This window comes from Streptomyces sp. NPDC046909 (genome assembly GCF_040644695.1).
Taxonomy (GTDB): Bacteria; Actinomycetota; Actinomycetes; order Streptomycetales; family Streptomycetaceae; genus Streptomyces.
Genome location: NZ_JBEYXC010000031.1, coordinates 1 through 25,105, shown reverse-complemented (window position 1 = coordinate 25,105; position 25,105 = coordinate 1). Strand labels below are relative to the sequence as shown.

Annotated in this window: 10 protein-coding genes; 9 read left to right on the top strand and 1 reads right to left on the bottom strand. The window is 69.1% G+C overall.

Going from position 1 to position 25,105, the window contains the following annotated elements:
• Nucleotides 1–21: 21 nt before the first annotated feature.
• The 4 genes from ABZ928_RS51220 to ABZ928_RS51205 all read left to right on the top strand — a co-directional run bounded on the left by ABZ928_RS51220 (nt 22) and on the right by ABZ928_RS51205 (nt 7,393).
• The gene (locus ABZ928_RS51220) at nt 22–1,272 is read left to right on the top strand and encodes a site-specific integrase (protein WP_361536328.1); all 1,251 of its coding nucleotides are present in this window, start codon (nt 22–24) and stop codon (nt 1,270–1,272) included.
• Between the two features lie 309 nt (nt 1,273–1,581).
• Nucleotides 1,582–3,069 carry a hypothetical protein gene (locus ABZ928_RS51215; protein WP_361536326.1) on the top strand — a complete coding sequence of 496 codons (1,488 nt, stop codon included), beginning with the start codon at nt 1,582–1,584 and terminating at the stop codon, nt 3,067–3,069.
• Nucleotides 3,070–3,254: 185 nt separating this feature from the next.
• Nucleotides 3,255–3,671: a hypothetical protein gene (locus tag ABZ928_RS51210; protein WP_361536324.1), complete on the top strand. Its 417-nt coding sequence runs from the start codon at nt 3,255–3,257 to the stop codon at nt 3,669–3,671.
• Complete coding sequence (locus ABZ928_RS51205; protein WP_361536322.1) at nt 3,668–7,393, top strand: AAA domain-containing protein; 3,726 nt, start codon at nt 3,668–3,670, stop codon at nt 7,391–7,393. The genes ABZ928_RS51210 and ABZ928_RS51205 overlap by 4 nt, the downstream gene beginning before the upstream one ends.
• 25 nt (nt 7,394–7,418) lie before the next feature.
• Here the strand turns inward: ABZ928_RS51205 and ABZ928_RS51200 are convergent, their stop codons facing one another.
• On the bottom strand, nt 7,419–7,847 hold the full coding sequence (locus ABZ928_RS51200; RefSeq protein WP_361536320.1) for a restriction endonuclease: 429 nt from the start codon (nt 7,845–7,847) through the stop codon (nt 7,419–7,421).
• A 650-nt stretch (nt 7,848–8,497) separates the two neighbouring features.
• On the opposite strand from ABZ928_RS51200, the gene ABZ928_RS51195 reads away from it, so the two are divergent.
• Genes ABZ928_RS51195 through ABZ928_RS51175 form a run of 5 tightly spaced genes read left to right on the top strand, consistent with a single transcriptional unit; the run spans nt 8,498 to nt 24,811 of the window.
• A complete protein-coding gene (locus ABZ928_RS51195; RefSeq protein WP_361536318.1) occupies nt 8,498–10,633 on the top strand; it encodes a S8 family serine peptidase in 2,136 nt (711 codons plus the stop codon).
• A 26-nt stretch (nt 10,634–10,659) separates the two neighbouring features.
• A complete protein-coding gene (locus tag ABZ928_RS51190; protein ID WP_361536316.1) occupies nt 10,660–14,085 on the top strand; it encodes a DUF6603 domain-containing protein in 3,426 nt (1,141 codons plus the stop codon).
• Complete coding sequence (locus tag ABZ928_RS51185; RefSeq protein WP_361536314.1) at nt 14,082–17,402, top strand: hypothetical protein; 3,321 nt, start codon at nt 14,082–14,084, stop codon at nt 17,400–17,402. The genes ABZ928_RS51190 and ABZ928_RS51185 overlap by 4 nt, the downstream gene beginning before the upstream one ends.
• A 4-nt stretch (nt 17,403–17,406) precedes the next feature.
• Entirely contained in the window at nt 17,407–22,992 is a 5,586-nt protein-coding gene (locus ABZ928_RS51180; protein ID WP_361536312.1) for a hypothetical protein, read from the top strand.
• The gene (locus tag ABZ928_RS51175) at nt 22,985–24,811 is read left to right on the top strand and encodes a hypothetical protein (RefSeq protein WP_361536310.1); all 1,827 of its coding nucleotides are present in this window, start codon (nt 22,985–22,987) and stop codon (nt 24,809–24,811) included. The genes ABZ928_RS51180 and ABZ928_RS51175 overlap by 8 nt, the downstream gene beginning before the upstream one ends.
• The last annotated feature ends 294 nt before the right edge of the window (nt 24,812–25,105 follow it).

Here is a 25,105-nt window from a genome sequence, read left to right as displayed (position 1 = left end):
TGAGTTCCTTCAAGAGGCACGATGAGAAATGCGTTGCCGTTTGATCGTTGGCATAAGTCATATCCGAAACCACACTGCGGCGACGTTCCCTGTAAATGTGGAACCAGGAGCCGCCCCCTCTATCCTTCAGCCGATCACGGACGAGGGCTCCGGTGGCAGGCCCGCTACGTTGATCACCTCGGGCGGGAACGTCGTGTCTCGTTCAGGGAATGGCATGAAGCACACGGTCACCTGAATCAACACTCGTTGCCTGGGCAGGAGGAACGAGAGAGAGGTCAGGCGCACCGCGGCCGTAATGTCTCCTTCTATGCGGCCCAGATGATCGGGAGGAAGAGGAGTCGGGGGAAAAGGAGGAGCACGGTAGACCTGTACGATGGGCATCTCCGCAACCATATTCTGCCGTTCGCTGGTGACCGTCCCGCAGCATTGCTGCGTCGGAGTGATTCCACGGCATTCGTCGACCATCTCCTGCGTACCCCGAGCCTTCGGTCGCCACGGTCGGTCGTTCAGGTTTTCAAAACATGGCGAATCCTTATCAACTACATGATGGACGAGGATGTTCCGCTACCCGTAAACACTGTCTCCCGCATCGAACTCCCCGAGGTCTCCTGCAGTACTGAAGTGGCCCTGACACCCGATCGGGTAGCTGCGGTAGCGGCGGCAATGCGACAGATCGAACCGCACTATGAAATTGCGGTGTGGCTGGCTTCCTGCGCCGGACTGCGCCGCGGAGAAGTGCTCGGGCTGAAATGGGAGCATATCGACTGGGAGCGGAATCTCCTGTGCATCAGGGAGCAGCGACTGCGCGGACAGGACGCGCCGCTGAAGACTAAGGCGAGTTCTGCCACCCTGCCCGTCGATGCCTTCCTGATCGGGCAATTGGCAAGACACCTGGCGCGGTTCGCTCCGCCCGGGGCCGAATCCAGACTCCTTCATACGAAGGGGAGGGACAGGGCGGCTGTAGAACCAGGGGGCCCCGGCCTTGTAGTGACGAACACTCATGGCCAGCCGGTCCGGTTGTCTCACTTCTACCGTCGCTGGCATCAGGCTCTGGAAAGGGCAGGTCTCCCTCCGCGAACGCGCTTCCACCAACTGAAGCGCTTTTACACTTCCACGCTCGCCATGTCAGGAGAGCACGACCCCAAGACTGTGCAGCTGCTGTCCCGCCACGCCAGATTCTCCGAAACCTGGGACACATATGCGCAACCTCCGCGGGCTGCCGCAGGGCTGAGGGTCAACGTTTTCAGTAGCGCATTCAGCGTGGCGAGCTGACGCCGCATGGCATTCCGAGCGACGGGGCCTGCCGGAAGGACCCTCCCCGGGGTGCCGTGGTGCCTCTCAGGCCTCAGCCCCATGACAAGGCCTCTGTCCCGTACGGCAGAAGCACCGCAGGCGATGGCCCATGGGTGGAGGCCGCCGAGATGTGACGTGGGTGTCCCAGGGAAGGAGCACGGCCGATTCCCTACCGCAACGGCCGGATGATTCTGGCCATTTCCTGAATGCCGTCTGGCGTTGCCGAATGGCCGACGTCACTCTCATGTCTGAAGAGGTACGTCCGGGTGTTCAGGGGGAGGGACTGCCGTGAAGGACGCTCTGAGTGCTGCGCAGATACTGGAACGTCTCTTGGATTCGGTTGTGGTCGCTGCGGATTCCAAGAACGCACTGATCGGCAGCGTGGAAACAGCGGCTCGCGCCGAGGACAAGAAACGGCAGCGGAATCAGCAGAAACAGGCCGAGGAAGCGGAGCGGGAGGGCCGGCCCCGCAAGGAGGCGCCGCCGGAGCTGCGCCGCAAACAAGGGTTGCGTGCGCTGCCCGGCTCCGAGCTGGGTGCGTCCGTGCAGCTGCCGTACATCGCGCTGCTGCACCACCTCGCACGAGGTCTGTCGCTCACCCAGCGCGGCGCGGCTCGCGGGCTCGCCGAACACTGGGGCAGCCTGAAGTACATCCAGGCCTTGCAGGCGGGAAAGGGCACGTTCCTGTGGCTTTCTGGGGAGGGCAAACGCATCGCCAAGCACTACAAGACACTTCAGTCGGAGGAGCTGGGCCAGGCGTTCGCTCTCACGCTCGCCGAACGCATCCTGCGCAGCCGCTATCCGCATCACCACGTCTCCATCCTCCACTCGGACACGGTCCTGCGCGCAGGATGGGCTCTGACCAGCGCGGAAAGAGAGAACAAGGACAACAAGAGCGTGAGCGTCGGTTACCGCTACCGTCCGCAGTACCTGGCCGAGGTGTGGAAGCCGGACCAACCGTCGATGATCTTCCCGATCGCGTGCAAGGGCAACCACAGCGGGGCGTCCGTCTCACACACGCAGCTTGCTGCCTGTGCGGCGTACGTGGACGGCGTTCACATCGGGGCCTGGAACGAGACACCTGGCTTGGTTTTCAGCACCGAGCTTCCCCTCGACGGGCCGGTCACCGTCCATGCCCTGCATGCGCCAGGACACGGATCCGACCTCAGCCTCAGCGGAGGTGAAGGCAGCCGTGAGGTGGACTTGGACCAATCCCCGCGCCAACTGGAACAGTTCCCGGGGATCGAGCGCCCCGCCGAAGCGGGGCGTCACGTGCCTTTCGAGCCCGGCTGCCAGGTGAAGCCTGATCAGTTCACGTGGTTTCAGCAGACCTTCGCCCACACCGACGCCGCGGGGCTGATGGCATTCGCCGGAGCGGGCCGCGCCACCGCAAGGCTTCTGACGAAGCGGCAGGGCCGAGAGTTCTTCGAGGCTTTCGAGCATCCGGCAGCAGGCAGCGTCCAGGACATCACCTGCACGCTGCTGGGTGACGAATTCGCCGGTACCGACCACATCTTTCGCCTCAACGGCGACCACGTGGAGGCCTTCTCCGGAGTCCAGGCAGACCTCTTCCGCCATCTGGCCAGGGGCACACAAGCCGGCGACGACAGGGCGGAGCGAGCACAGGTGTCGGCATGGCGCAGCACCCTTCATGAGCGGAGGAAAGCCTGGCCCCGCACCGACTGGGACGATGAGTGGGGTGGGCCGGTCTCCATCCGCGAGGACGGCACAGTCCTCGCCCTTCGCAGGGTGAACGTGAAGAAGACAGGCAACTGAACTCGGGCCGGTCTTCCCTCGCAACGGCGGTCATGCCGATCAGGCGGGAAGCCGCAGCGATTTCAACCCCGTCCGCCCCTCGCCGATGGCCGAATGCCGCCCTGCCCGCTGGTCGTCGAGCTGTGCCAGCGGCACCTTCATGCCAAAGTCATCCCACGTGACGGCCCGATAGCAAGGAGTGGTGAATGCAGGACGGGGGGCGCCAGTGGCGGCTCGTGGTGCCGGCCGGCGGGGATGCGCTGCGGCAGGAACGGCTCACGCGTGATCTGTACGCGGCACTGCACGAGGCGGAGGGGGTGGCCGTCGGGTTCGCCGATGCCGACCAGCCCTCGGAGCCTGGTCACAAGGGCACCGGAGTCGGCGAGGTCGCGCTGTGGGCTGCCACGGCTACCGCCATTGCGCGACCCGCCTCACAGGTCCTGATCACCGCGATCAAGGAATGGTGCGCCAGGGACCGGCACCGCAAGGTCGAGGTCACCTACGACGGACATTCCGTCGCGATCACGGGCCGGCCGGACGCCGCCCAGGAGCGCGTGGTCCGCGAATTCCTGGACAAGGTGGGTGACGCCCCCTCCGGCGGGCCGGAGGGCGGCGGCGAGTGACCCGACTGGTCAGACGCCGTGCCCTGTTGATCGGCAACGAGCACTACGACGACGGCCGCTTCCCGCCCCTGCCGTCCACACAGGCCGACACCTGGGGCATGGAACAGGTCCTGCAGCACCGCAACATCGGCGGGTTCGTCTCCGTCACCTCCCGGGACAACCTGGCCGCCGATGACATGCGGGAGGTCATCAGCGAGTTCCTGGAGGCTTGCGAGCAGGACGAACTGGCCCTCGTGTACGTGTCCGGGCACGGCGCTCGACTCGTCCGGGACGGCGGCGAGTTCTACTTCATCGCCACGGACACCGACTTCGACCGGATCACCGAAACAGCGGTGAGCGCCGGCTTCGTCAACGAACAGCTCGAACAGTGCTGGGCCTCGCAGAAGGTCATGATGATCGACTGCTGTCGCAGCGGCGGCTTCGCCGTGGGCCTGCGCACCTCCGACCGGCAGTCCGCATCGGTGGCGAAATCGGCTGAGCAGCCCCTGCTGACCAGCCGTGGCACGTACGTGCTGTCATCCTCACGCGCCGGTGAGGACTCGTACGCCGATGTGGCGAGCACCGCCGAGGTCCGGCCGTCCGACTTCACCGCCGAGGTCATCGAAGCCCTGCGCACGGGCAAGGTGAGCAAGGACGGCAAGGGCGATGTGTCCGTAGAGGACCTCTTTCACCACGTCAACCGGCGCATGCGGGCCCAGGGAGCCCGCCAGGTACCGGTGAAGTCCGCGTTCGGCGTCGATGACCGCATCGTCCTCGCCGACTGCCCGCTCGGAGCAGCCCCGCTGCTCGTGCCGCTGACCCGTCGGCCGGTCTCGTCACCCGGACAGGCAGAGCAGACCAGCCCTCGCAAGTCCGCGCAGTCTCAGCCAAGTTGGCCCCGTCTGCTCGACTACTACCGCGAGTGCGTGCTGTCCGACGAGACCGATACACCGCTGATGTCCGTAGGCGATCGGGACTCCTCCTATGTCTGCCTCTCCGGCTCGGAGCGCCTTCTGTCCGGCGATGTCGACGACGACGGCTGTATCCCCGTCCCGGCAGAGGCCAGCCCTCTGATCGAGTCCGCCACCGAACAGGAGGCCGAACTCTGGGCCGGCTACCCGGCCGTGGTCGTGACCGGACCGCGTGGCGGCCGCCCGTGGCGGCACCCGAAGTTCGCTCCGTTGCTGATCCGCCGCGTGGAGATCGTCTCCGAAGGCGGCCAGGTGCGGCTCAAGCCCTACGGTCCCGTCCAGCCGCACCCGCAGCTGGCTCGGGACTGGCTCGGCGAGGAGGAGGCCGCACAACTCGCCGACACCTTCCAGCCCACCTGGCATCGCGGCCAGCACGACCGTATGGCCGTCGAAGCGGGCAAACTCCTCATGGAGGAGTTCGAGCTGCCGTGCGTCCAGGAACTCCACCCCGATCAGCTCGCCGACCGGATCGACACCCACACGCCCAGTCACGGCGCCCGCAATACCGCCGTCCTGTTCGCGGCACTCCCCGACACCGCCTACACGAAGAAGCTCCTCGACGACTTCGCCGACATCGCGGGAAAGCCGGAACGCATCCAGGCGACCGCACTCGCCGCCCTGTCACCCGACGTGGCGGAACGCACCCGCGCACTGGCAGCGCCGGAACCGGAGCCACCACGGCTGGTCACGCCGCTGCCCTGCAACGAGGCCCAGGCCGCCGTGCTGCGCTCCGCGATGACCCGGCGCCTGACCGTCGCCACCGGACCGCCCGGCACCGGAAAAAGCCAGCTCGTGGCCAATCTCGTCGCCACAGCGATCACCAGCGGCCAGAGTGTCCTTGTGGCCTCCAACAACAACGAGGCCGTGGACGAAGTCTGGCGCCGCTGCGAAAACCTCGTACCCGGAAGCGTCATACGCACCGGCTCGGCCCGCGCCAAGTCCGGGAACTACGTCGAGACCGAGGCGAAAGGCCTGGACACCCTGCGCACAGCGCCGGAACCCGTGCCCAACGTGACCACGGCCGCCATGAACGTCGACATCGCCCTCAGCCACCTGAACCAGGTCCGCCAAGGCCTCGCCCACATCGCGAAGAGCGAGAAGGACCAGCTGCAGGCCGGCGGACTGCGCGAGCAGCACGCCGAGCAACTTGCCCTGTCCGTGTCCGAACTCACCGAAAAGCTCCCGCAGACAGAGCGTCTGGACCAGCTGGAAGCCCGTGCCCGACGCCTGGCTCACGCACGGTTCCTCGGCTCTTGGCGCCGCACCCGCTTCCTCCGCAAGATCGGACTGGCACGCTTCGACGGCGACCGCGCGGAAGGCTGCCTCTCACTCGCCGGCTTCGCGGCCGCGCACGCCTCCTGGCACAGCGGATACGCACAGGTTGCCGAGGTCGATGACGCGGCACTGGCCACGACACTCGACACCGCCGAGGCCGACGTACAGAACACCTCGCATGCCCTCCTCCAAAGCGCGGTGCGGACCAACGCCCGCGCCGGCCGTCAACGCATCCTCAACCTTCTCAGCGCCCGAGACAGCGACCGCACCGACTGGCCCGCCATACGCGAAGTACTCCCCGCGGCCCCCGGCTGGGCCGTCACCAGCCTGTCCGCCCGCCGCTTTCCGCCCGGCCCCGCCCTCTTCGACCTGGTCGTCATCGACGAGGCCAGCCAGTGCGCCATCCCGCACGTGCTCCCGCTGCTGTTCCGGGCAAAGCGTGCCCTGGTCATCGGGGACGCCATGCAGCTTCCGCACATCGCCAATATCGGCCCGGAGCGCGAGGTCCTGATCCGCCGCAACAACGGCCTGCGCTCCGCCTGGCTGGAGAAACACCGCCTCGCCTACCGCCGCCACTCCGCGTTCCACGCGGCCGAGCGGGCCGCCGGAGGCACGCTTCTCCTCGACGAGCACTTCCGCTGCCACCCGGACATCGCCGCCGTGTCCAACGAACTCTTCTACGAACAGGGCCTGACGGTCCTCACCGACACCCGAGGCCGGCCGTCCCTGCCGAGGCGATCCATCTTCTGGTCCCACGTTCCCGGACGAGCTACCCGGCCCCCGCACGGCAGCTCCTGGGTGAACTACGACGAGATCAGACAGGTGCACAGCTTCGTACACACGCTGCTGGAACAGCTTCCCGAGGACGCCACCATTGGTGTGGTCACGCCGTTCAAACCGCAGGCCGACGAACTCCGCGACAAGCTGCGGCAATACGACCAGCAGCGCGTGCGCGTCGGCACCGTACACACCTTCCAGGGAGGGGAACGCGACGTCATGGTCTTCTCCCTCGTCGCAGGCGAAGGCATGCACGCAGCCGCCATCGGCTGGGTCCACCGCCAGCTCAACCTGTGGAACGTCGCCATCACGCGCGCCCGCAGCCACCTCATCGTGGTCGGAGACATGAACCTGTGGCGCGAACGGGGCGGTGTCGCCGCCGAACTCCTGAACGCCGCCACCACAAACGGCCCCCGCACCGACGACCGCGAGACAGGCGACCTGGTCCGGCGCCTCTACCAGACCATGTCAGCACAGCCCGGAACGACAGTGGCGCTCGGCGAAAGCATCAACGGGCACCCGGTCGACGTACTCGTGCAGCCCCCGGATGCTGCCGACCCCCACGCGGTCCTGCTCGATTCCGGACCGGACGACGGCGCTGACGAAGCGCGCCACCTGCGCCTGATGCTGCGCCGCCGCGAACTCCTGGACAGCGCTGAACAAGGCGGCCAGGCCCGGCGCTATCCGGCATGGAGGCTCTACGACACCAGCACCGGCTGACCCAGAAGCGCTCCGGCCCTACGGGCTACCTCCCGTAGGCCTGCTTCCAGCGTGCCCGGTGACGGGCGTCCCCCTGGCCGTGACCGTTCACACTGCCCAGCGAGAGCAGGGACGCGCCGTTGTTCCACAGGCCAAGGTGATCGCGGTGCACGGTGAGAATGCCATGCTCCACTGCGAACTTCTCCGACGGCCCGCTGAACCTGGTGGTCGTCACGAACACCGCCACATCGGCCTGGAAGTGCACCTTGGCGCCCAGCAGGTCACGCAGCTCACGACTGGCGATGGTGCTGGTGGGCGCGTACCGCTTGCACTGGACCACCATCGTCCGACCATCCGGCAGACGCCCCACGACGTCGGCACCGTTGTCGTGCGAACCACCGACCCGGCGTACCGCGGTGCACCCGTCCCGCCGGCACAGCGTGGCGACCAACTCCTCGAACTCGGTCCCGGTCATGGCATCCACCTCTGCCAAGGTCCTTCGTCCGGCCTGCACCGCGTCTTCGTGGCGCCACCGACCGTCCCTGGCCCGCAGCCTCCTGTCCGTACGCCACAACCACCAGCCCACGAACCCCACACCGCACAGGACCGCGAGTGCCGTGGCATAGGGCCACACGGCTGTCCAGAAGACCGCTAACGCGATCAGCAGCCCGCCACCACCGAGCGCGACCGGCTTCACTGCTGACGTTCGCCAGCGACGTGTAGTCGAGCCCTGTTGACGCCTAGCAACCATCGCCGCCTCCCCCTCAACCATCCCTGTCGTGAAGTCTGGACAGCCCAGGACAAGCTGAGAAGAGCACGACTCGGCCACGGCGGATTCCGCGCTGTATTGGGCAAGGCAGTCCGGGCTCACTCGGCAGCTCGTCGGCCGAACGCTGTGGCCGCGGCCGACGGGCCGGGTCTCGTTGGCGGCTCCTTCTGCGGGAGGGCGGGTGTGAACGACGGCATGACCGACCCGAATAGCGCGCCGCGGTCCTGCGCATACGACCACGGCCAAGTACGCTGATTTCGTCGTGGCCTGGCGCTGGATCACCCAACGTCATCCACTGCCGAAGTGCGCGGAAGACTTCGGCAAGGTAGCCAGCTAGCCCGGATGGAGGCGGCGGCGTGACCGACTTCGCGAAGCTCGACGTGGGGCTCCTCATGGTGTTACGTGCTTATGAGTCTGAGTCCGGGACCCCCGGCGGCGCGACCTCCCAGGGCATCAGCGTCCGGATCACCCACACCGGGGACCTCGCCGCGATCGAGGCCGCGGGGTTCGACCTCGGCGAAGAGGGCGACGGCCATGCCTACGGCATCGTGCTGTTCCAGGACCTGCCGCGGCTCACTCAGCTCGACCAGGTGGAGTGGATCTCGTCGGGCGCGCCACGCGGCATCGATCTCGACACGGCCGTGAAGGACATCGGTGTACGGGCGAGTTCCGCCGCGTTGGCCGACGGGCTCTGGCACGCCGTCACCGCGACCGGCGCCTTCACCGGCGGGGCCGACGCGACGGGAGCCGGGGTGATCGTCGCCGTGATCGACACCGGGATCGACTACACGCACCCGATGTTCATGAAGCGGCTGGTCCCGACCAAGCAGACCCGGATCCTGCGCATCTGGGACCAGGGCCTGACGCCCGCCGCGGCCACCGACTGCCCGGCCCTCTCCCTGCTCGCGTCCACGCAGCGCTACGGCGTGGAATACGACGACACCGAGATCGAAGCCTCCCTCAACGGCGGTCCGCCGCTCCGCCACCGCGACTGCGACGGCCACGGCACGCATGTCGCGGGGATCGCGGCCGGGGGCAACCAGTTCGTCGCAGGGGCGGACGCGGCGGTCATGGGAGTGGCGCCCGAGGCGGACATCATCGCGGTGAAGATGCTCGACACCCCGTTCCCGATCCACTACTTCACCGGACCACCCGGCGTGCAGGTCGGCCCCGACGACCAGTTCCGCGACGCGATCCTCTACTGCCTCCGCACAGCCCGGGCGTTGGGCAAGTCGATCGTCATCAACATGAGCTTCGGCTCCCCGCTCGAGCCCGGCGACGGACTTGACGCCGATGCGGTCTGGGTCGACGAAAGGCTGGACCCGGCCCATGCCGCGGATCCCACCCACTTCCCCACCGGCGCGATCGTCGTCAAGTCGTCCGGCAACCACGGCGACGACAGCCGCCGTGCGGTGGCACGGATCGAGGTGCCCGCGAGCGGCGAGGTGACTGTCCCGCTGCTGCTCACCGACACGCGCGGAGCGTTGCAGACGAAGTACACCAACTGCCTGCCGGGCCTCTTCAAGCCCCCGATCGGCTTCAGGTTCTGGTATCGCCGCGCCAACCCGTTCACCGCCGTCTCCTTCGCGGTGCGCCTCCCCGAACGGGCCGCGTTCACCGGTGCCATGTCCGTGGGCGGCTTCCTCGACGAGCACTACGGGATACGGGTCGGGCCACCCCGCCTGCTGGTGAACCTCGCGCCGGCGGCGAACGCCCACCACGTGGTCGCCCTCCACGGCGGAGAACCCACGGTGGGCCACCCGGACGGCGGGAGCCTGCGTCGGCACAGCTTCGACCTGAACGTCTTTCCGCGCACATCCGGCGGCACGATCAGCTACCTCACCGGTGCCTACGAGGTGAAGATCACGGCTCCGGCGGGAACCGAGCTGTTCCTGATGTGCCGCAGGCAGAGCTGGGCCCTTGGGAAGTCCGTCTCCTTCAAGGTCGCCGACACCATGACCAATGGTCTCCCGCTCGACGCGGCAATCGATGTGACCAGTGAGTTCTCGACTGTCGACACGTTCGGCCGGCACGTGTTGACCGTCGCGGCGTACGACGACAAGGATGGCGACACCACGCATGCCGACTACCGCGCCATCGCCTCGTTCTCCTCACGCGGCCCGCTCCGGGACTTCTCCGATCCGGCCGCCCCGCTGGCGGTGATCGCGGAAAAGCCCGACATCGCGGCACCCGGCGTGAAGATCGACTCGGCCAAGAGCCGTGACTCGGACCCGGATGCCTTCCACCTGCCCGACTGGCATGACGGCAACCGCTTCGAGAAGCTCGGTGGCACCAGCATGGCCACACCGATGATCACCGGCGTGGTGGCGCTGATGCTGGACAAGAAGCCGGACCTGAACACGGCGACGGCGCGCCCGCTGTTGGCGGGCGCCGCGCGGGCGGCCGTCAGACCGTCGGTGCCACCGGCGAGCACCCGTGCCTACGGTGCGGGGCTGGCGGACGGCAAGACGACCCACGACAACGTGACCTGAGCGAGCCGTGACCTGGAGGGGGCGCTGTGGCAGGTGAGGAGGTCTACCTGGCCCGGCTGGGCATCTGGATCGCGCAGGCGCTGGGAGACACCAGCGGGCTGGCAGCGGATCTCGACACCGATGGGATCGGCTTCCAGTTGCCCGATGCGATCGTGTCCGATCCGTCGGTCACCGGTGCCGGGCAGGCGCTGGGGGATGCCGGGGCCCAGCTGCGGGAGGCGGCCGGCGAGCTCGACGCGGCACTGACGGCTGCCGATGACGACGCGCTCGCGGCCGGGCTCGTGCATCTGGTCGAGGCGTTGTACCGGTTCGTCAACGCCCTGATCGCGATGATCGACCGGATCGCGGCCAGGGGCGCTGCCCTCGGCGGCCCGGAAGGCGATGCCGTCGAGGCGTTCGCCGGGGTCATGGTCCGCAAGGCCATCGACTACGCGGTGATCACGCTCCTCGAACAGCGGCTCCCGATGTCCCTCCACATCCTCAAGTTCCTGGGCCTTGTCGACTGGGAGGTCGTCGAGGAGAGCGGCGCGATCAACACCCCGCGCTTCATCCGCAAGGACCTGCGTCTCGACCGGATCGAGTCGCTGTTCACCGACCCTGCCGCGCACTTCGCCGACGCCCACGGATGGGGACTTGCGACGTTCGACCCGGAGGAGCTGCTGCAGAGCGTGCTCGACTTCTTCCCGGAGGAGTCGAGCGCCGAGGCCGGCAGGCAGGGCGGTGACGCCTTTCTTGTGACCGGACCGGCCCGTTGGAGCCGTGACAGCAACGTCAGCCCGCCCGGAATCCTGCTCGACTACTCGGCCCGGCTGGCCCACTCCTTCAGCGAACGCGTCACGTACAGCCCGAGCTGGGGCAGCGACTTCACCGCGGACCTCGCGCTCGAAGGTGGCTTCGTCTTCCGGCTGCGGCCGCCGTTCCAGATGTCGATCGAGCCCAAGACCGGCACAGCCAGCGGCGCGTTCAGGTTCGTCACCAACCGCAACGCGGCCGCACGCGGCTTCACCATCGTCGGGGGCAACGACCTGGTGCGGCTGGAGGCCGAGGACTTCGGGATCGGCGCCGAACTCGTCGTCGGTGCCAGCACGACCGGCGCCGTGCGGGTCGACCCGGGCGTGCTCGTCGAGCTCACCGGGCTGACGCTGTCCCTGGGCAGCGAGGAGTCCGACAACTTCCTCGCCTCTCTGCTCGCCGAGGCGGAGGTACGGGGCGTCTTCGACCTCGGCCTATCGTGGCGGCTGTCCGAGGGCCTCAAGGTGAGAGCTGCCGGTGGGCTGGAGATCGCCGTTCCCATGCACCAGTCCCTCGGTATCGCCACGTTCGAGACCCTCTACCTCATCCTCAAGATCCGTGACGACGGCTCGTTCGCCCTGGAGACCTCGGCCGCCGTCACTGGTCATCTCGGACCGCTGACCGCCAGCGTGGAGCGGATGGGCGTCGAGACGGTGCTGTCCTTCTCCGAAGGATCCGACGGATCCGGCGCAGCGGACAAGGCGCTCGGTCCGGTCGACCTGACGGCCGCCTTCAAGCCTCCCAGCGGTGTCGGTCTGGCGGTCAACGCCGGGGTGGTCAAGGGCGGCGGCTTCCTGTACCTCGACCATGACAAGGGCGAGTACGCCGGTGCGCTGGAGCTGACCTTCACCGGCCTGTTCGCGGTCAAGGCCATCGGCGTCATCCAGACCAGGATGCCCGACGGCTCCGACGGCTTCTCACTGCTCATCATCATCACCGCGGAGTTCGGTACGCCGATCCAGCTCGGCTTCGGGTTCACACTTGTGGGCCTCGGCGGTCTCATCGGCCTGAACCGGACGATGCGGCTCGACGAGCTGGCCGAGGGCGTGCGCTCCGGTTCGGTCGAGAACATCATGTTCCCGCGCGACGTGATCGCCAACGCGCCCCAGATCATCTCCGACATGAAGCGCTTCTTCCCGCCGCTGGAGGGGCACTTCATGATCGGCCCGATGGCCAAGCTCGGCTGGGGTACGCCGACCCTGGTCACCGCGTCGCTCGGCGTCATCATCGAGGTGCCTCCCGGCAACATCGCGATCCTCGGCGTACTCAAGTGCACCCTGCCCGACGAGGAAGCGGCACTGCTCGTCCTCCAGGTCAAGTTCATCGGCGCCCTCGAGCCGACGAAGGGCCGGCTGTGGTTCTTCGCCTCGCTCTACGGCAGCCGCGTCCTGTTCCTGACCATCAGCGGCGAGATGGGGCTGCTGATCGCCTGGGGCGACGACCCGAACTTCGTCCTCAGCGTCGGCGGCTTCCATCCGCGGTTCACGCCCCCGCCGATGCCGTTCCCCAGTCCGCAGCGGGTGTCGATCTCGATCCTCAACGAGTCGTTCGCGCGGATCCGGGTCGAGGGCTACTTCGCGGTCACGTCCAACACCGCGCAGTTCGGCGCCGCCGTCGAGCTGTATTTCGGCGTCGACGCCTTCTCCGTCGACGGGCACCTCGGGTTCGACGCGCTGTTCCAGTTCTCGCCGTTCTACTTCGTCATCAGCTTCTCCGCGTCGATGTCTGTGAAAGTATTCGGCGCCGGCCTCTTCAGCGTACGTATCCGCGGCGAGCTGGAGGGGACGTCGCCGTGGCACGTCGATGGAGAGGGTTCGATCTCCCTGCTCTTCTGGGACATCAGCGTGCCCTTCTCGCACACCTGGGGCGACAGCGCCGACACGGTGCTGGACGGCGTACCCGCCCTGCCGATCCTCGTCGCGGAGCTGGAGAAGAGGGAGAACTGGATCGCGGTGCCGCCCACCAGGGCGCCGATCTCGGTCAGCCTGCGCGAGATCGACCCCACGGCGGAGCTGGTCCTCCATCCGGTGGGCACGCTGCGGGTGGCCCAGCGCGGGGTGCCGCTCGACCTGGACATCCAGAAGATCGGCAACAAGGCCGTCTCGGACGTCTCGCGGCTCGCGCTCACGGTCGGCGGCACGGGCCTGGTCGAGCGCGTCAAGGCGCGCGAGTCGTTCGCCAGCGCGCAGTACCGCGATATCGACGGCGCGGCCAAGCTGTCCGCACCCGGCTACGAGAAGTTCGACGCCGGCACCGAACTCTCCGTCGCGGCCGGCGACACCCGCACCAGCCACGCGGTCAAGCGGGTCGTCCTGCACGAGCTGATCGTCATCGACGACAACTACAAGCAGCACCAGTCGCGGTTCTTCAACGCCGGCCTCGGGTGGTTCGAGCAGCGGTTGAGCAGCAACGCGACGGCGCGTTCGCCGCTGTCACGGCACACGGCGAGGCAGCAGGCGCCCTTCACGGAGAAGATCAAGGCGAAGGAGGGCGGCTTCGTGATCGCCTCGGCCGTCGACAACTCCCCCTGGGCGGACGGGCGCAGCTTCGCCTCGCAGGCCGAAGCGGTGGACGCGCTGAAGCGGCATGCTCGCAGTGCCCCCAAGGCGGCCGCCGACCTGCATGTCATCCCCACCGCGGAAGCGAGCGTGGCCGTATGACCGAGCCGCTCGGCACCTACACGTTCCTGCCCTGGATCCGCAACGGCATCGCCAACCGGATCACGGCTGTGAGCGGCCGGCGCGCCACGGTGCCGGTCTCCCTGACCGTGAACGGGACGAAGATCGGTGGCGGGACCGAGAGCGCAGCCGTCGCACGTGACGTCGAGCTCTACGGGCCCGGCGACATCATCGGCATCGACACCGCCCAGATCAGCCGTCTCGAACCGGCTGACTGGGTGACGAACTTCGAACCGAACTACCTCGCCGCCATCGAGTTCTACGACGAGGACTTCCCGTGGCGGTACACACCGGCAGCGCCCGCCGGCAGGAAGCTGCTGCCCTGGCTGGCGCTTGTCGTACTCGAGGAGACCGGCGAGTTCGACGAGGGCACCGGCACAGGACAGCGGCCGCTGCCCTACATCAAGATCACCGCCCCCTTCGGCGGTATCTTCCAGCCGGCGGACGAGGGGTGGGCCTGGGCGCACGTCCACGCCAACGCCGACTTCTCGGCGAACGTCGTGGAGACGGACGCCGACCTGGCCTCCCGCAAGGCACAGGCGCTGATCAGCAGCCAACCCGACCGGGCCTGCTCCAGGCTGCTGTGCCCGCGGAGGCTGAAGCCCCGCACCGGCTACCACGCCTTCCTCGTGCCGGCGTTCGAGAGCGGCCGGCTCGCCGGCCTCGGGATCGAGCAGTCCGGCCTGTTCGACAACCCCGCCAACGCCCTGACCCCGACGTCGTCGGCCTGGGGCGCATACGCGACGGCGGCGAACCGCCCCGACCCGAACCACTTCCCCTTCTACCACCGCTGGTTCTTCCGCACCGCCGAGCAGGGCGACTTCGAATCGCTGGTCCGGCTGCTCACACCGCGCACGGTGGACAGCAGAGTCGGCCACCGCGAGATCGACGTCAGCCAACCGGCACCGAACGTGTCGGGGATCAACGACCCGCCCTTCAACGGCGTCCTGCGCATGGGGGGCGCCCTGCGCGCCCCGCTCTCCGTCCTCTCGCCCGAGGAGCTGGCAGAGCGGGGCACCTACGAGAACTGGGCCCAGCCCTACCCGCACGTCTTCCAGCGACAGCTGGCGGCATTCGTGAACCTGGCGGACAGCTACCAGGTCCAGGGCCCTTCGGCCAACACCGATCCGGCGCTCGACGACAGCGTCAACGACGACCCGGACCCGATGCTCACCCCGCCTGCCTACGGGCGGTGGCACGCGCTGACCGAGCGGCTCCTCGACGCGTCGGACGGGACCCCGGTGCCTCATCGCGAGAACTGGGTGCACGACCTGAACCTCGACCCGCGCTTCCGTTCGGCGGCGGGCTTCGGCACGGCCATGGTCCAGAAGGACCAGGAGACGTACATGGAGGGCGCCTGGGACCAGATAGGCGACGTGCTGGAGGCCAACCGTCGCATCCGCCTGGCCCACTTCGCCCTGCACGCCGGCCTGCGCACCCATCTGCGCCACTTCCGACCTCTGGCGTCAGCGGCTCCCGGTGGCCTCCTGCTGCTGCAGGCACCTGCGGCGGCCCGGCTGTTGTCCGGCGGGGTCACCGTGCGCCATCAGGTCAAGCGGAGCCCGATGAGTGCCGCGATGGGCTCGGTCGCCCTGCGGCGCCACCTGCGTCCGGGCGGCAAGGTCGCCAGGCGTCTGGGTCTCACCGACCCGCTCGACGCCGGAGAGGTCGTCACGCGCGCCAATGCGGGCGAGATCACCGCGACCCCTGACAAGCTCCCTCCGGACGGCATCCTGACCCCCGACGATCTCGCCGCCGCCGCGACGCCGCCTCGCGGTGTGCTCGACCGGGTCGGCGACTGGCTGTTCGGTACGCCGGTGAGGTGGCCGGCGTGGCTGGGCGTCCTGGTGCTCGCCCTGGTCCTCCTGTTCGCCGGGCCGGTCGGCTGGGCGCTGCTCGCTGTCCTGGCCGTCAGTCTGCTCTGGCTGTGGCTCCGCCACCGGGGACGTCGACATCCAGCAGCGGTGCCGCCTCTGGGCGAGGACGCGCAGGTCCCCGGCATGACCGAGCAGCTTCCCGAGTCGTCCGGCTTCGTGTTCACCGAGGTCCCGGACCCGCGCAGGGCGCCGGATCTGCCGTCCGCGCCGCCGCGCGGGCCCGACAACGAGGTGGCCGCCGGCTTCAAGTCGGCACTGGAGGACCAGTTCCGGGTGCTCGGCCTGAGCCGCGCGCTGGGCAAGGTCCCCGACAAGGTGCCGCTCGTGGTCGACGAGGTCGCCCGGGACATCGTGACGGGCCTCGACCCGGCGCGTACCGTGCCGCGCTGGACGCTGGCGGGCATCGACATTCCGCAGCGCATCCGCGACCAGATGGGAGAGTCCTTCGTCGAGGCGATGGCCTATCCGGAGTTCGACATCCCGATGTACGAACCGCTGGCCAAGGCCGACCCCGACGCGTTCGTCCCCAACATCCACCTCGTGGAACCGGACAGCGTGACCCTGCTCGAGACCGACCAGCGGTTCATCGAGGCCTATCTGGTCGGCCTCAACCACGAGTTCGCCCGCGAGCTGCTCTGGCGCGAGTACCCGACGGATCAGCGGGGCAGCTACTTCCGGCAGTTCTGGGACGTACGCAAGAAGATCGCCGAAGCGCCGGACCCGGCGGCCGCCCGCGAGCGGCTGAAGGATGTGAAGCCGCTGCACCTGTGGCCCGGCGCGAGCGACCTGGGCGACCACGACAACCGCGAGGCAGGAACCGGCGCCGAACAGGAGCTGGTGCTCGTCGTACGGGGCGAGCTGCTGAAGAAGTACCCCAACACCGTCATCAGCGCTCAGCCCGCGAAGTGGCAGCCCAAGAGCGACGGGACGCCCGACAAGGCCAAGGAGCGCCAGCTGGACGACAGCACGACCCCGATCTTCCCGCTCTACGAAGCGCGCGTGGCGCCGGACATCTACTTCTTCGGCTTCGACCTGACAGCCGAGGTCGCGCGCGGCGACGACACCGTCGACGACAGGCCTGGCTGGTTCTTCCGTATCGAAGAGGTCCCCGGCGACGCCCGGTTCGGCTTCGACGTCTCCCGCGCGGCGGGTACGGCGGTCAACGTCTGGAACGACCTGAGCTGGGCCGACGTCGCGCCGGGGATGGCCGAGGGCAAGCCCCTGTCGGTCGCTGCCATCCCGCCCCGGACCCTGGAGGAGCCGCTCGACCCGTCCCTCCAGGAGAAGCGCGTCCAGTGGGAGTTCGACCGGCACGTGCCCCTCGACGCGGGGCTCAGCGCGGCGGAGCTGGCCTACATCGCGCTGCAGACGCCCGTGATCATGTCGGTGCACGCCTCGCAGCTGCTCCGACGGGAGGGGTAGCGCCATGACGGAGTTCTCCGAGTCGAAGGCCGGCTACCGCACCGCCGCGCGGGCATGGGACGAGGGCCGGGACGCCGTCGTCGCCGCGGCCGAACGGGTCAAGGCGCTGGAGAGAGCCCTGCGCGAGGCCGCACGGCGTCCCTCCGACATCGAAGCCGAACTCCAGCGTGCGCTGCGCCAGGCGCGCGCGGACGCCGGGGCCGCGCGCAGGCGACTGGTCGGGGCCAAGGCCGCGATGGGCGAGGCGATGGGGGCGTTCTCCGGTTTCGCCGACCCCGTCAAGGGCGTTCAGCACCTCACCGAGGACATGCCGATCGCGTTGTTCCCGCTCCGTCTTGAGACCAGGTACAAGCAGGTTCCGCACGGCGACGGCACCGAGCACCAGCAGCTCTGGGTCCGGGCCTTTCCCGACGACATCCTTGTCGACAGCTTCCAGCCCGAGATCTCGCGGGCGGAGCTCGACAACCTCCGTATCTACTGGACCCATCGGTGGCGCGCCGGCGGAAACCCCCAGGGTCTACGGGCGGCCTGGCTGGCTCTTGCCCGCTCGCACGGCGCCGGACGCGCACAGTGGCTCCTCGGCCGGTACACGCCGGTCAACGCGGCCGACGAGCCCGTTGCGGCGGAAGGCGACCACCTCCTGGTGATCCGCACCGAGACACCGGTGCCCGCCGACCAGCTCGACGAGATCGGCGCGTACTGGGCGCGCGTCTGGTCCAGCGGCGGGGCCGAGGCTCAGGAGGCCTACGACGACCTGAGGGACCGACTGGGACGGGCCCGCGCCGACGAGGTGGTGTCGACGCTCGTACCCGTCAATCTGCACGACGTCGAGGTGCGGCCCGACGAGTCCACCACCCCCCGCGTCGTGGTGTTGCACCTGCCGGATCCGTCCGGGCTGCCCGTATCCGCCGAGGACTGGACCCGCGGCGCGCGTGCCTGGATGCTGCCCGAACGCCTGGTGGTGGTGGGGTTCCGCGCCGGCGGGGAGGTCTTCAGGCAGGTCGGCCTCCCTATTCCGCCCGACCTGGGGGTCGGTCCCGATCCTTCCGATGCCGAGGAAGGGCAGATCAAGGCCGATGGCACGGACATCACGGCCTCGGACGCGATCGACTGGACCGTCGACTTCCGGGCGGCGGTGGACAAGGGCATGGGCATCGTCGTCGACCTGACCGAACGAGGCGTCGTCGACCCCCGGCTCGACCGGCTGTTCGTGCTCGGCCTGCGACTGGCCAGTGACGCCGCGGAGGGCGCGGCCGAACTGGAGACGCTGATCGGCCACCATCAGGCCGGCCGCCAGGGCTTCACCCTGCTTCGTCAGGGCCAGGCGACCAACAACACCGAGGAGTCGCGGGCCGGTTACAGCTGGTGGGAGGACAACAACGCCGCCTACGACCACTTCCATCCGGACAGCCCTCCCGCCGACCCCGCCGACGGGCGCGAACGGCGTGACGGCGCATGGCTCGCCGGACTCCTGGGGATCGATCCCGAGGTCCTGAAGGGCTCGCCGGGCTATTTCGGCAGCGAGCAGTCGGAGGCCAGGGCGATGAACGTCGCGCTGTGGCCCGCCACCCTCGGCTACTTCATGGAACAGATGATGGAGCCGGTCTTCTCCGACCGCACCGTCGAGCGGACCCGGGAGTTCTTCTGCCGCCACGTGATCGGGCGGGGGACGACTCCGTTGGTGCGCGTCGGCAGGCAGCCGTACGGATTCCTGCCCGCGACGGCGTGGTCGCGCATGGCCTTCGCCGGCCGGGACCGGAAGGGCGCCGTGCGCGGCGATCCCGGAGCGGCCTACCTGACCCGGTTGCACTCCCTGGTCGAACGGGCGGTGCGCATCTGGTCGGGCCTGGCCGCCGATGTGTCGCACGTCGGCGGCCCCGGAGCCGATCCGCAGCAGACGCTGCTCGACCTGCTTGGCCTGCACCCGGTCTCGGTCGAGTTCTTCCAGCGCTACTCACAGAGCTTCACCCAGTACTACAACCTGCTGGGCCTCGCGAGTGAACCGGTCGGCGCCCCGGTCACCGACCGGGCCCGCCGCCAGGTGGAAGAAGCCCTGGCCGCCCTCGCCCAGCTGGGCTGGGCCATCCCCGCGGAGAGCGACCTCCCCGCACTGCTGGACAAGGTCTTCCTCGCGAGCGCCAACCTGCTCACCGGCGATCTGGTCAGCGTCGAGCTCTCGGAGACCGAGGGGCTTCCCGTCGAGCGCGCGGACGGGCTCGATTACATCAAGTGGCTGCTGCGGGCGGCGCGCACCTCGCACGACGCGTTGCGCAAACAGGAGGGCTTCCTCGACGGCGTGCCGACGGCGTTGCTCTACCAGATGCTGCACCACTCACTCGACCTCGGATACGTCGACTGCGGGCTCGTGCTCCGCCGTGAGGCCCTGCAGTGGGACGACGTGACCTTCCGGGCACAGCGCAAGGAGCCGATCCATCTCGCCGTCACCGAGTCCGGCGCGGCGGCCAGCCGATGGGCGCCGCTCTACCGCGCCGAAGAGGCGGTCACCGGTGACCCCGGCCGCCGACTCGGCGACTTCATCCCGTCGGTGATCGAGCCGCGAGGGCTCTTTCTGGCCGAGCAGCTGCGAGCGCTCGACCTGCTCGACGGCGTACCCACGGCGCGGCTCGAGCGTGCGCTCGTCGAGCATCTGGACTGCCTGAACCACCGCCTCGATGCCTGGCGTCTGGGCCTGTCGTCGGTCCGGTTGGCCCAGCTGCGCCAGGAGAGCGACGAGGGCTTCGCCAGGCGGGGCATCCACCTGGGCGCGTACGGCTGGCTGGAGGATCTCGCGCCCAGCCGGGCCGGACATGAGCCGGTCGAGCTCGACCGGGATCTTGCGGCGGTCTTCGACGGGACCGAGCCCCTGGTGCGGGACGACGACAACCTCGGCCACGTCCACGCGCCCTCCCTCGACCAGGCGGTGACGGCGGCGATCCTGCGTGCGGGGCACCTCGCCCATGGCACGCCCGGCGCTCCCGACCTGTTGGCGATCGACCTCAGCTCCGAACGGGTCAGGCTGGCCGAGGAGGTGATCGAGGGGATGCGTGACGGGCAGTCACTCGGGGCGCTGCTCGGTTACCGCCTGGAGCGGGCGCTGCACGACGAGCCGTCGCTGTTCCTCGACCGGATCGTCTACGGCCTGCGCCGGGCCTTCCCTCTCAGGGGCAACCGCAACCGGACGACGCGTGTCCCGACCCTCACCCGGATCCAGCAGGTCGAGGCCCGCAACGTACTCGACGGTGCGGCCCTGTCGAGACACATCGACGAGAAGGGTGTCGAGACCTACCCGTACGACGTGGACGGTCTCCCCCCGCTCAGCGACTTCACCGGCCCGGGGCTGCCGACCGAGGCGGAGATCGGTCGGCTGGTGGACGACAAGGTGGCGTTGATGCGCAGCATCGCGGACGCCGTGGCCGACCTGGCCGTGGCCGAGGGCGTCTACCAGATGGTGCGCGGGAACCACGACAAGGCCGCCGGCAGCATGGACGCGTTCTCCAAGGGGAACTACCCACCCACGGTCGAGGTCGCCACCACCCCGCGAAGCGGCCGTGCACTGACGCACCGAGTCGGCCTGCATCTGGCGGCGGGTCTCCTGCCGGGCGCCGGCGGGCTCACCCATCCCCGGGAGCAGGGCGAACCGGCGCTGGCGCAGTGGGTGTCCGATCAGCTCCCCGGCCCCGCGTCGGTGACGGCCAGGGTGAGCTGGTCGCGTCCGGGTGGTACGACGAGCTCTCTGGACGTGTCGATGCAGCAGCTGGGCCTGGCCGCCGTCGACCTGTTCTACCTGATCGACGCCGCGGGCGGACGGGAGATGTCCGCCTTCGACGAGCTCCTCATCGACTACGCCTGCGCGCACGCGCCCACCGCCCCGCACGACGACGCGGTGTTCACCCTCCACTACCGGCTGCCGGGTATCGGCGGGACCACGCTCTTCGAGATCGCCCCACTCGTCCGGGCCCTCCGTGGCTTCGTCCTGGGCTCGCGGCCCTTGCGGGCTACGGACCTCTCGCTCCAGAACGAAGCATCGCGCGCCGATGACCGCGTCCTGGTCCCCCGTACGGACAAGGTCACCGCCGTGCGAGACCTGCTGAGCGCCCAGCAGGCGCCCATCGAGGACTTCATCACGACCCTGGAGGCCGCGGTCGGCGACGAGGCCGACGTACAGACCGCGTGCGACGCCGCCCGCGACTCCGTGGACCAGTGGGTCGCCGACTACAGCGACCGGGTCCGCCCGCTCGTGCCCTTCGGGCTGCGGGCAGGCGGGCTTGCGGCGCCGGTCGAAGGCCGACGGGCGCGGTACAGCGCGATGCAGCAGGCCCTTGGCGGGCTGGCTGATCGCTGGACCCGCTACGCTGGCGAGTTCGACGCCGTGATGGCCGACTACGCCGCGCTTCCCGGCACGGCGACCGACGACGACCGCAGGGCACTACTGCTGCGTGCCGTCTCGCTCGTCTCGACCGCGGTCATCGCGCCCGTGCCTGTGGGCATCTCCGACCTCGAGGACCGGGTCGCTCTTGTACGGGGCGACTTCGACTCTGCTCGGTCGGCACTGGAAGCCCTGCGCTCGGGCCACGAACACTGCGGCGGCCTTCTGCGGGCGATCACCGGCTTCCGTACGACAGTGGCCGCCCATGACCTGACGCCGTTCGACATCGAGCCGTTCCGCCGGTCGGTGCTGGCGCTGGCGCGGGACCTGCTCGCCCGGACCCGGCAGCTGAGCGACGATGTCGACACCCGGCTGAAAGAGGCAGACAAGGCGCTGGCCGACGCGTCGCTGGTGCAGGGCGACAAGGCGCATCAGGCCCTGGTGCGGGCGCAGCAGGCCGTGCTGGGCCAGGACTTCGTCCTGCTGCCCGAGTTCGGGCTGCCTCCCGCCGTACGGGAGGAGTGGCGGCACGCGTGGGCCGACCGGTCGGCGATCCTGGAGCATCTGACGACCCCGGCCGACGGCACGCCGTTCCCGTTCGACGACTGGCTCAACGGCGTCGCGCGCGTGCGCGAGCGCATGCGCCACCTGGAGACGGCCGCCATGCTCGGGCCGGTGCTGGGCGCCGGCTCCCTCGAACTCGCGGGGGTCCAGTTCCCGTACCTGGCCGACGACGTCTGGCTCGGGCTCGACTTCCCCGGCACCTTCCGCGGCGGTCGGCCGTTCGCGTTCGACAGCGACAAGCTCCTCTACACGGCACACTTCGCGACGGGGGCCCTCATCGACCCTGACGACCCGGCGCAGAACCTGTGCGGGCTCCTCGTCGACGAATGGGTGGAAGTCGTGCCTGGTACCGCCGAGACGACGGGGCTCAGCTTCCACTACGATCGCCCGGGCAGCGAGGCACCCCAAGCGGTGCTCCTGGTGACACCACCGGTGCCAGGAGCAGCCTGGCAGTGGCAGGACATCGTCGACACTCTGCACGAGACCCTCGACCTCGCGCGGCTCCGCGCGGTCGAGCCCGATCAGCTGGCGCAGACCCCGCTCGGGCCGCTCCTGCCGGCGGTCCTCGCCTCGGTGACGCTGTTCCCGATCACGGCGTCGCGGAACTTCGCGGTCAACAGCGAACTGCACCTCGTACTGGCGGAGGATGACGATGAATAGGTACGTCGTCGCCGAGGACCTCGACCTCGTCATCGCCGGCAAGGTCCGCCGGCCGACGAACGTCTTCTGGAACCGGCTCGAAGGACGCCCCCGGCGCGACGACTTCAGCCGGGCGCTGCGTGCCGAGCTGCGCGACCCCCTGTGGCTGCTGACCCGCCAGTGGCAGACCGGCGAGTTCATCGGCGAGGACGCGGGTTCGCCGGTCACCGCGAAGCTCGCATGGACGACCGACCAGGTCAGCCAGGTGCGGGACCCGGAAGGCCACACAGCCGGATACGACGGGTCTCAGCCGCTCGAAGCGGTGGTGGAGGCGCGTCCGCTCGACCTCACCCGCAACGGCCGGCCGCATGACGCCCGACTGGGCGCGCAGTTGGGCCGCCGCTGGGAGCGCATGCTCACTGCCGCCGGACTCGGTGCGCACCTCGCGTTCTACCGTACGACTTACGAGTTCGTCCGCCCCGACCCTGATCGGAAGGAGCAGTACGAGCTGACCGCCTCGGCCTCGACCTGGCAGTTCCTCGACGCGCTGGCCGGACGGCTGACCGACGGCGGCGCACTGTACGCCCACCTCAAGGACGCAGGCAGGGCGTCGGACGGCCTCGGGCTCACGGGCGCGGCGGCGGACCAGGTCGACGGCATCGGCGACCAGCTGGTCAGCTGGGTCGACAGGACCTTCTACCAGAGCGAGGACGGGCTGGAGAACTGGCTGCCCGGCCACCTCGAGTACGGCCTCGGCCTCAACGCACCCGTCGGGGCCGAAGGGGCGTCCCTGCGGGCACCGGAGTACCACGGCGGGCGGCTCGACTGGTACCACTTCGACGCGGGCGGCGAGGCGATGGACCCGGGCCCGTCGCCGGCGGAGCTGCGGGCCACCAGCTTCCTCCCGACGCCTGTCCAGTTCGACGGCATGCCGAACACGCGCCACTGGGCCTTCGAGGAAGGGCTGGTGAACTTCGGCGACATCAAACCCGACACGACCGACATCGCCAAGCTGCTCCTCATCGAGTTCGGCGTGGTGTTCGCAACCGACTGGTTCCTGCTCCCGATCGAACTTCCCGTCGGGTCGCTGACGAGCATCCGCGGGCTCGTCGTGACCAACGTGTTCGGCGACCGGACCTGGATCGAGCCCGCGGTCGACCCGGCCGGGCCGGTGCGCAGCTGGCAGATGTACCGGCTGTCGGACAAGGGCAGGCGGGACGGCCGGCTGTTCCTGCCGGCCACCACGCCGACCGGTCTGGAGAGCGAGCCCGTCGAATCGGTCGACCTGATCCGCGACGAGGTGTCGAACATGGTGTGGGCGATCGAGCAGACCGTGCAGCTCGCCGACGGATCCTCGCGGCGCGGCCGGGAGGTGGCCCTGGAGGTGCACGCCCGCTTCCAGGCGGGCGTGGCGCCGACCCCGCCGCCGACTCCGCTTTCCAACGATGCCGGACTCGCCTATGTGCTGATGACGTCGGTGCCGGAGAACTGGATCCCGTTCATCCCGGTCCATGTGCCGGACGACAACCGGGAGATCCAGCTCCAGCGCGCGTCGATGCCCCGCCTGCTCGAAGGCACGCAGGGCGTCCTGCCGGAGAAGGTGAAGCCCGTGACGAGGCTCGTCCGTGAGGGACTCGACTGGCCGGTGCCGACGGGGTATCTGCTGGCCGAGGAGGAGGTGTCGCGAGCGGGGGTGCGGCTGGAGAGCCGCTGGCAGCGTTGCCGCTGGCTCGACGGCAGGGTCGTCACCTGGTTCGGCTACCGGCGCCGGACGGGTGCGGGTGGCGAAGGCAGCAGCGGTCTCGGGTTCGACCAGCTGGTGCCGAAGGCCCCCAGCTGACAGGGCTGTTGTAAAGTCTTTCGATCTCGCGGGAGCGCTGGTCAGGGTAGGCCGAGGAGGTCCAGCCGTCGGTGGAAGCCGTCGTAGGACATCTCGCGGAGCCGGCTGGCAGTTGTCGCAGCCAGCAGACACCCGGTCGTCGGGTTCCAAGTGGCCTCGGTCCACCCATTTGCGCTGAGGTCACTCACTGCTCAGCCCTCCCCCCGTTATGTTCTTCGCGGTCCTGCAAGAGGGCCGCTGGCCTCCGGGCCCGGTATGACTGTTCCCCCCTGTCGAACGGATGACCTGGGGGGT

Excerpts from the sequence above, each read along its gene's own strand:
- ABZ928_RS51200 (WP_361536320.1), bottom strand. The coding sequence starts at position 7,847 with ATGACCGGGACCGAGTTCGAGGAGTTGGTCGCCACGCTGTGCCGGCGG.
- ABZ928_RS51175 (WP_361536310.1), top strand. The coding sequence starts at position 22,985 with ATGAATAGGTACGTCGTCGCCGAGGACCTCGACCTCGTCATCGCCGGC.
- ABZ928_RS51185 (WP_361536314.1), top strand. The coding sequence starts at position 14,082 with ATGACCGAGCCGCTCGGCACCTACACGTTCCTGCCCTGGATCCGCAAC.
- ABZ928_RS51180 (WP_361536312.1), top strand. The coding sequence starts at position 17,407 with ATGACGGAGTTCTCCGAGTCGAAGGCCGGCTACCGCACCGCCGCGCGG.
- ABZ928_RS51220 (WP_361536328.1), top strand. The coding sequence starts at position 22 with ATGAGAAATGCGTTGCCGTTTGATCGTTGGCATAAGTCATATCCGAAA.
- ABZ928_RS51210 (WP_361536324.1), top strand. The coding sequence starts at position 3,255 with ATGCAGGACGGGGGGCGCCAGTGGCGGCTCGTGGTGCCGGCCGGCGGG.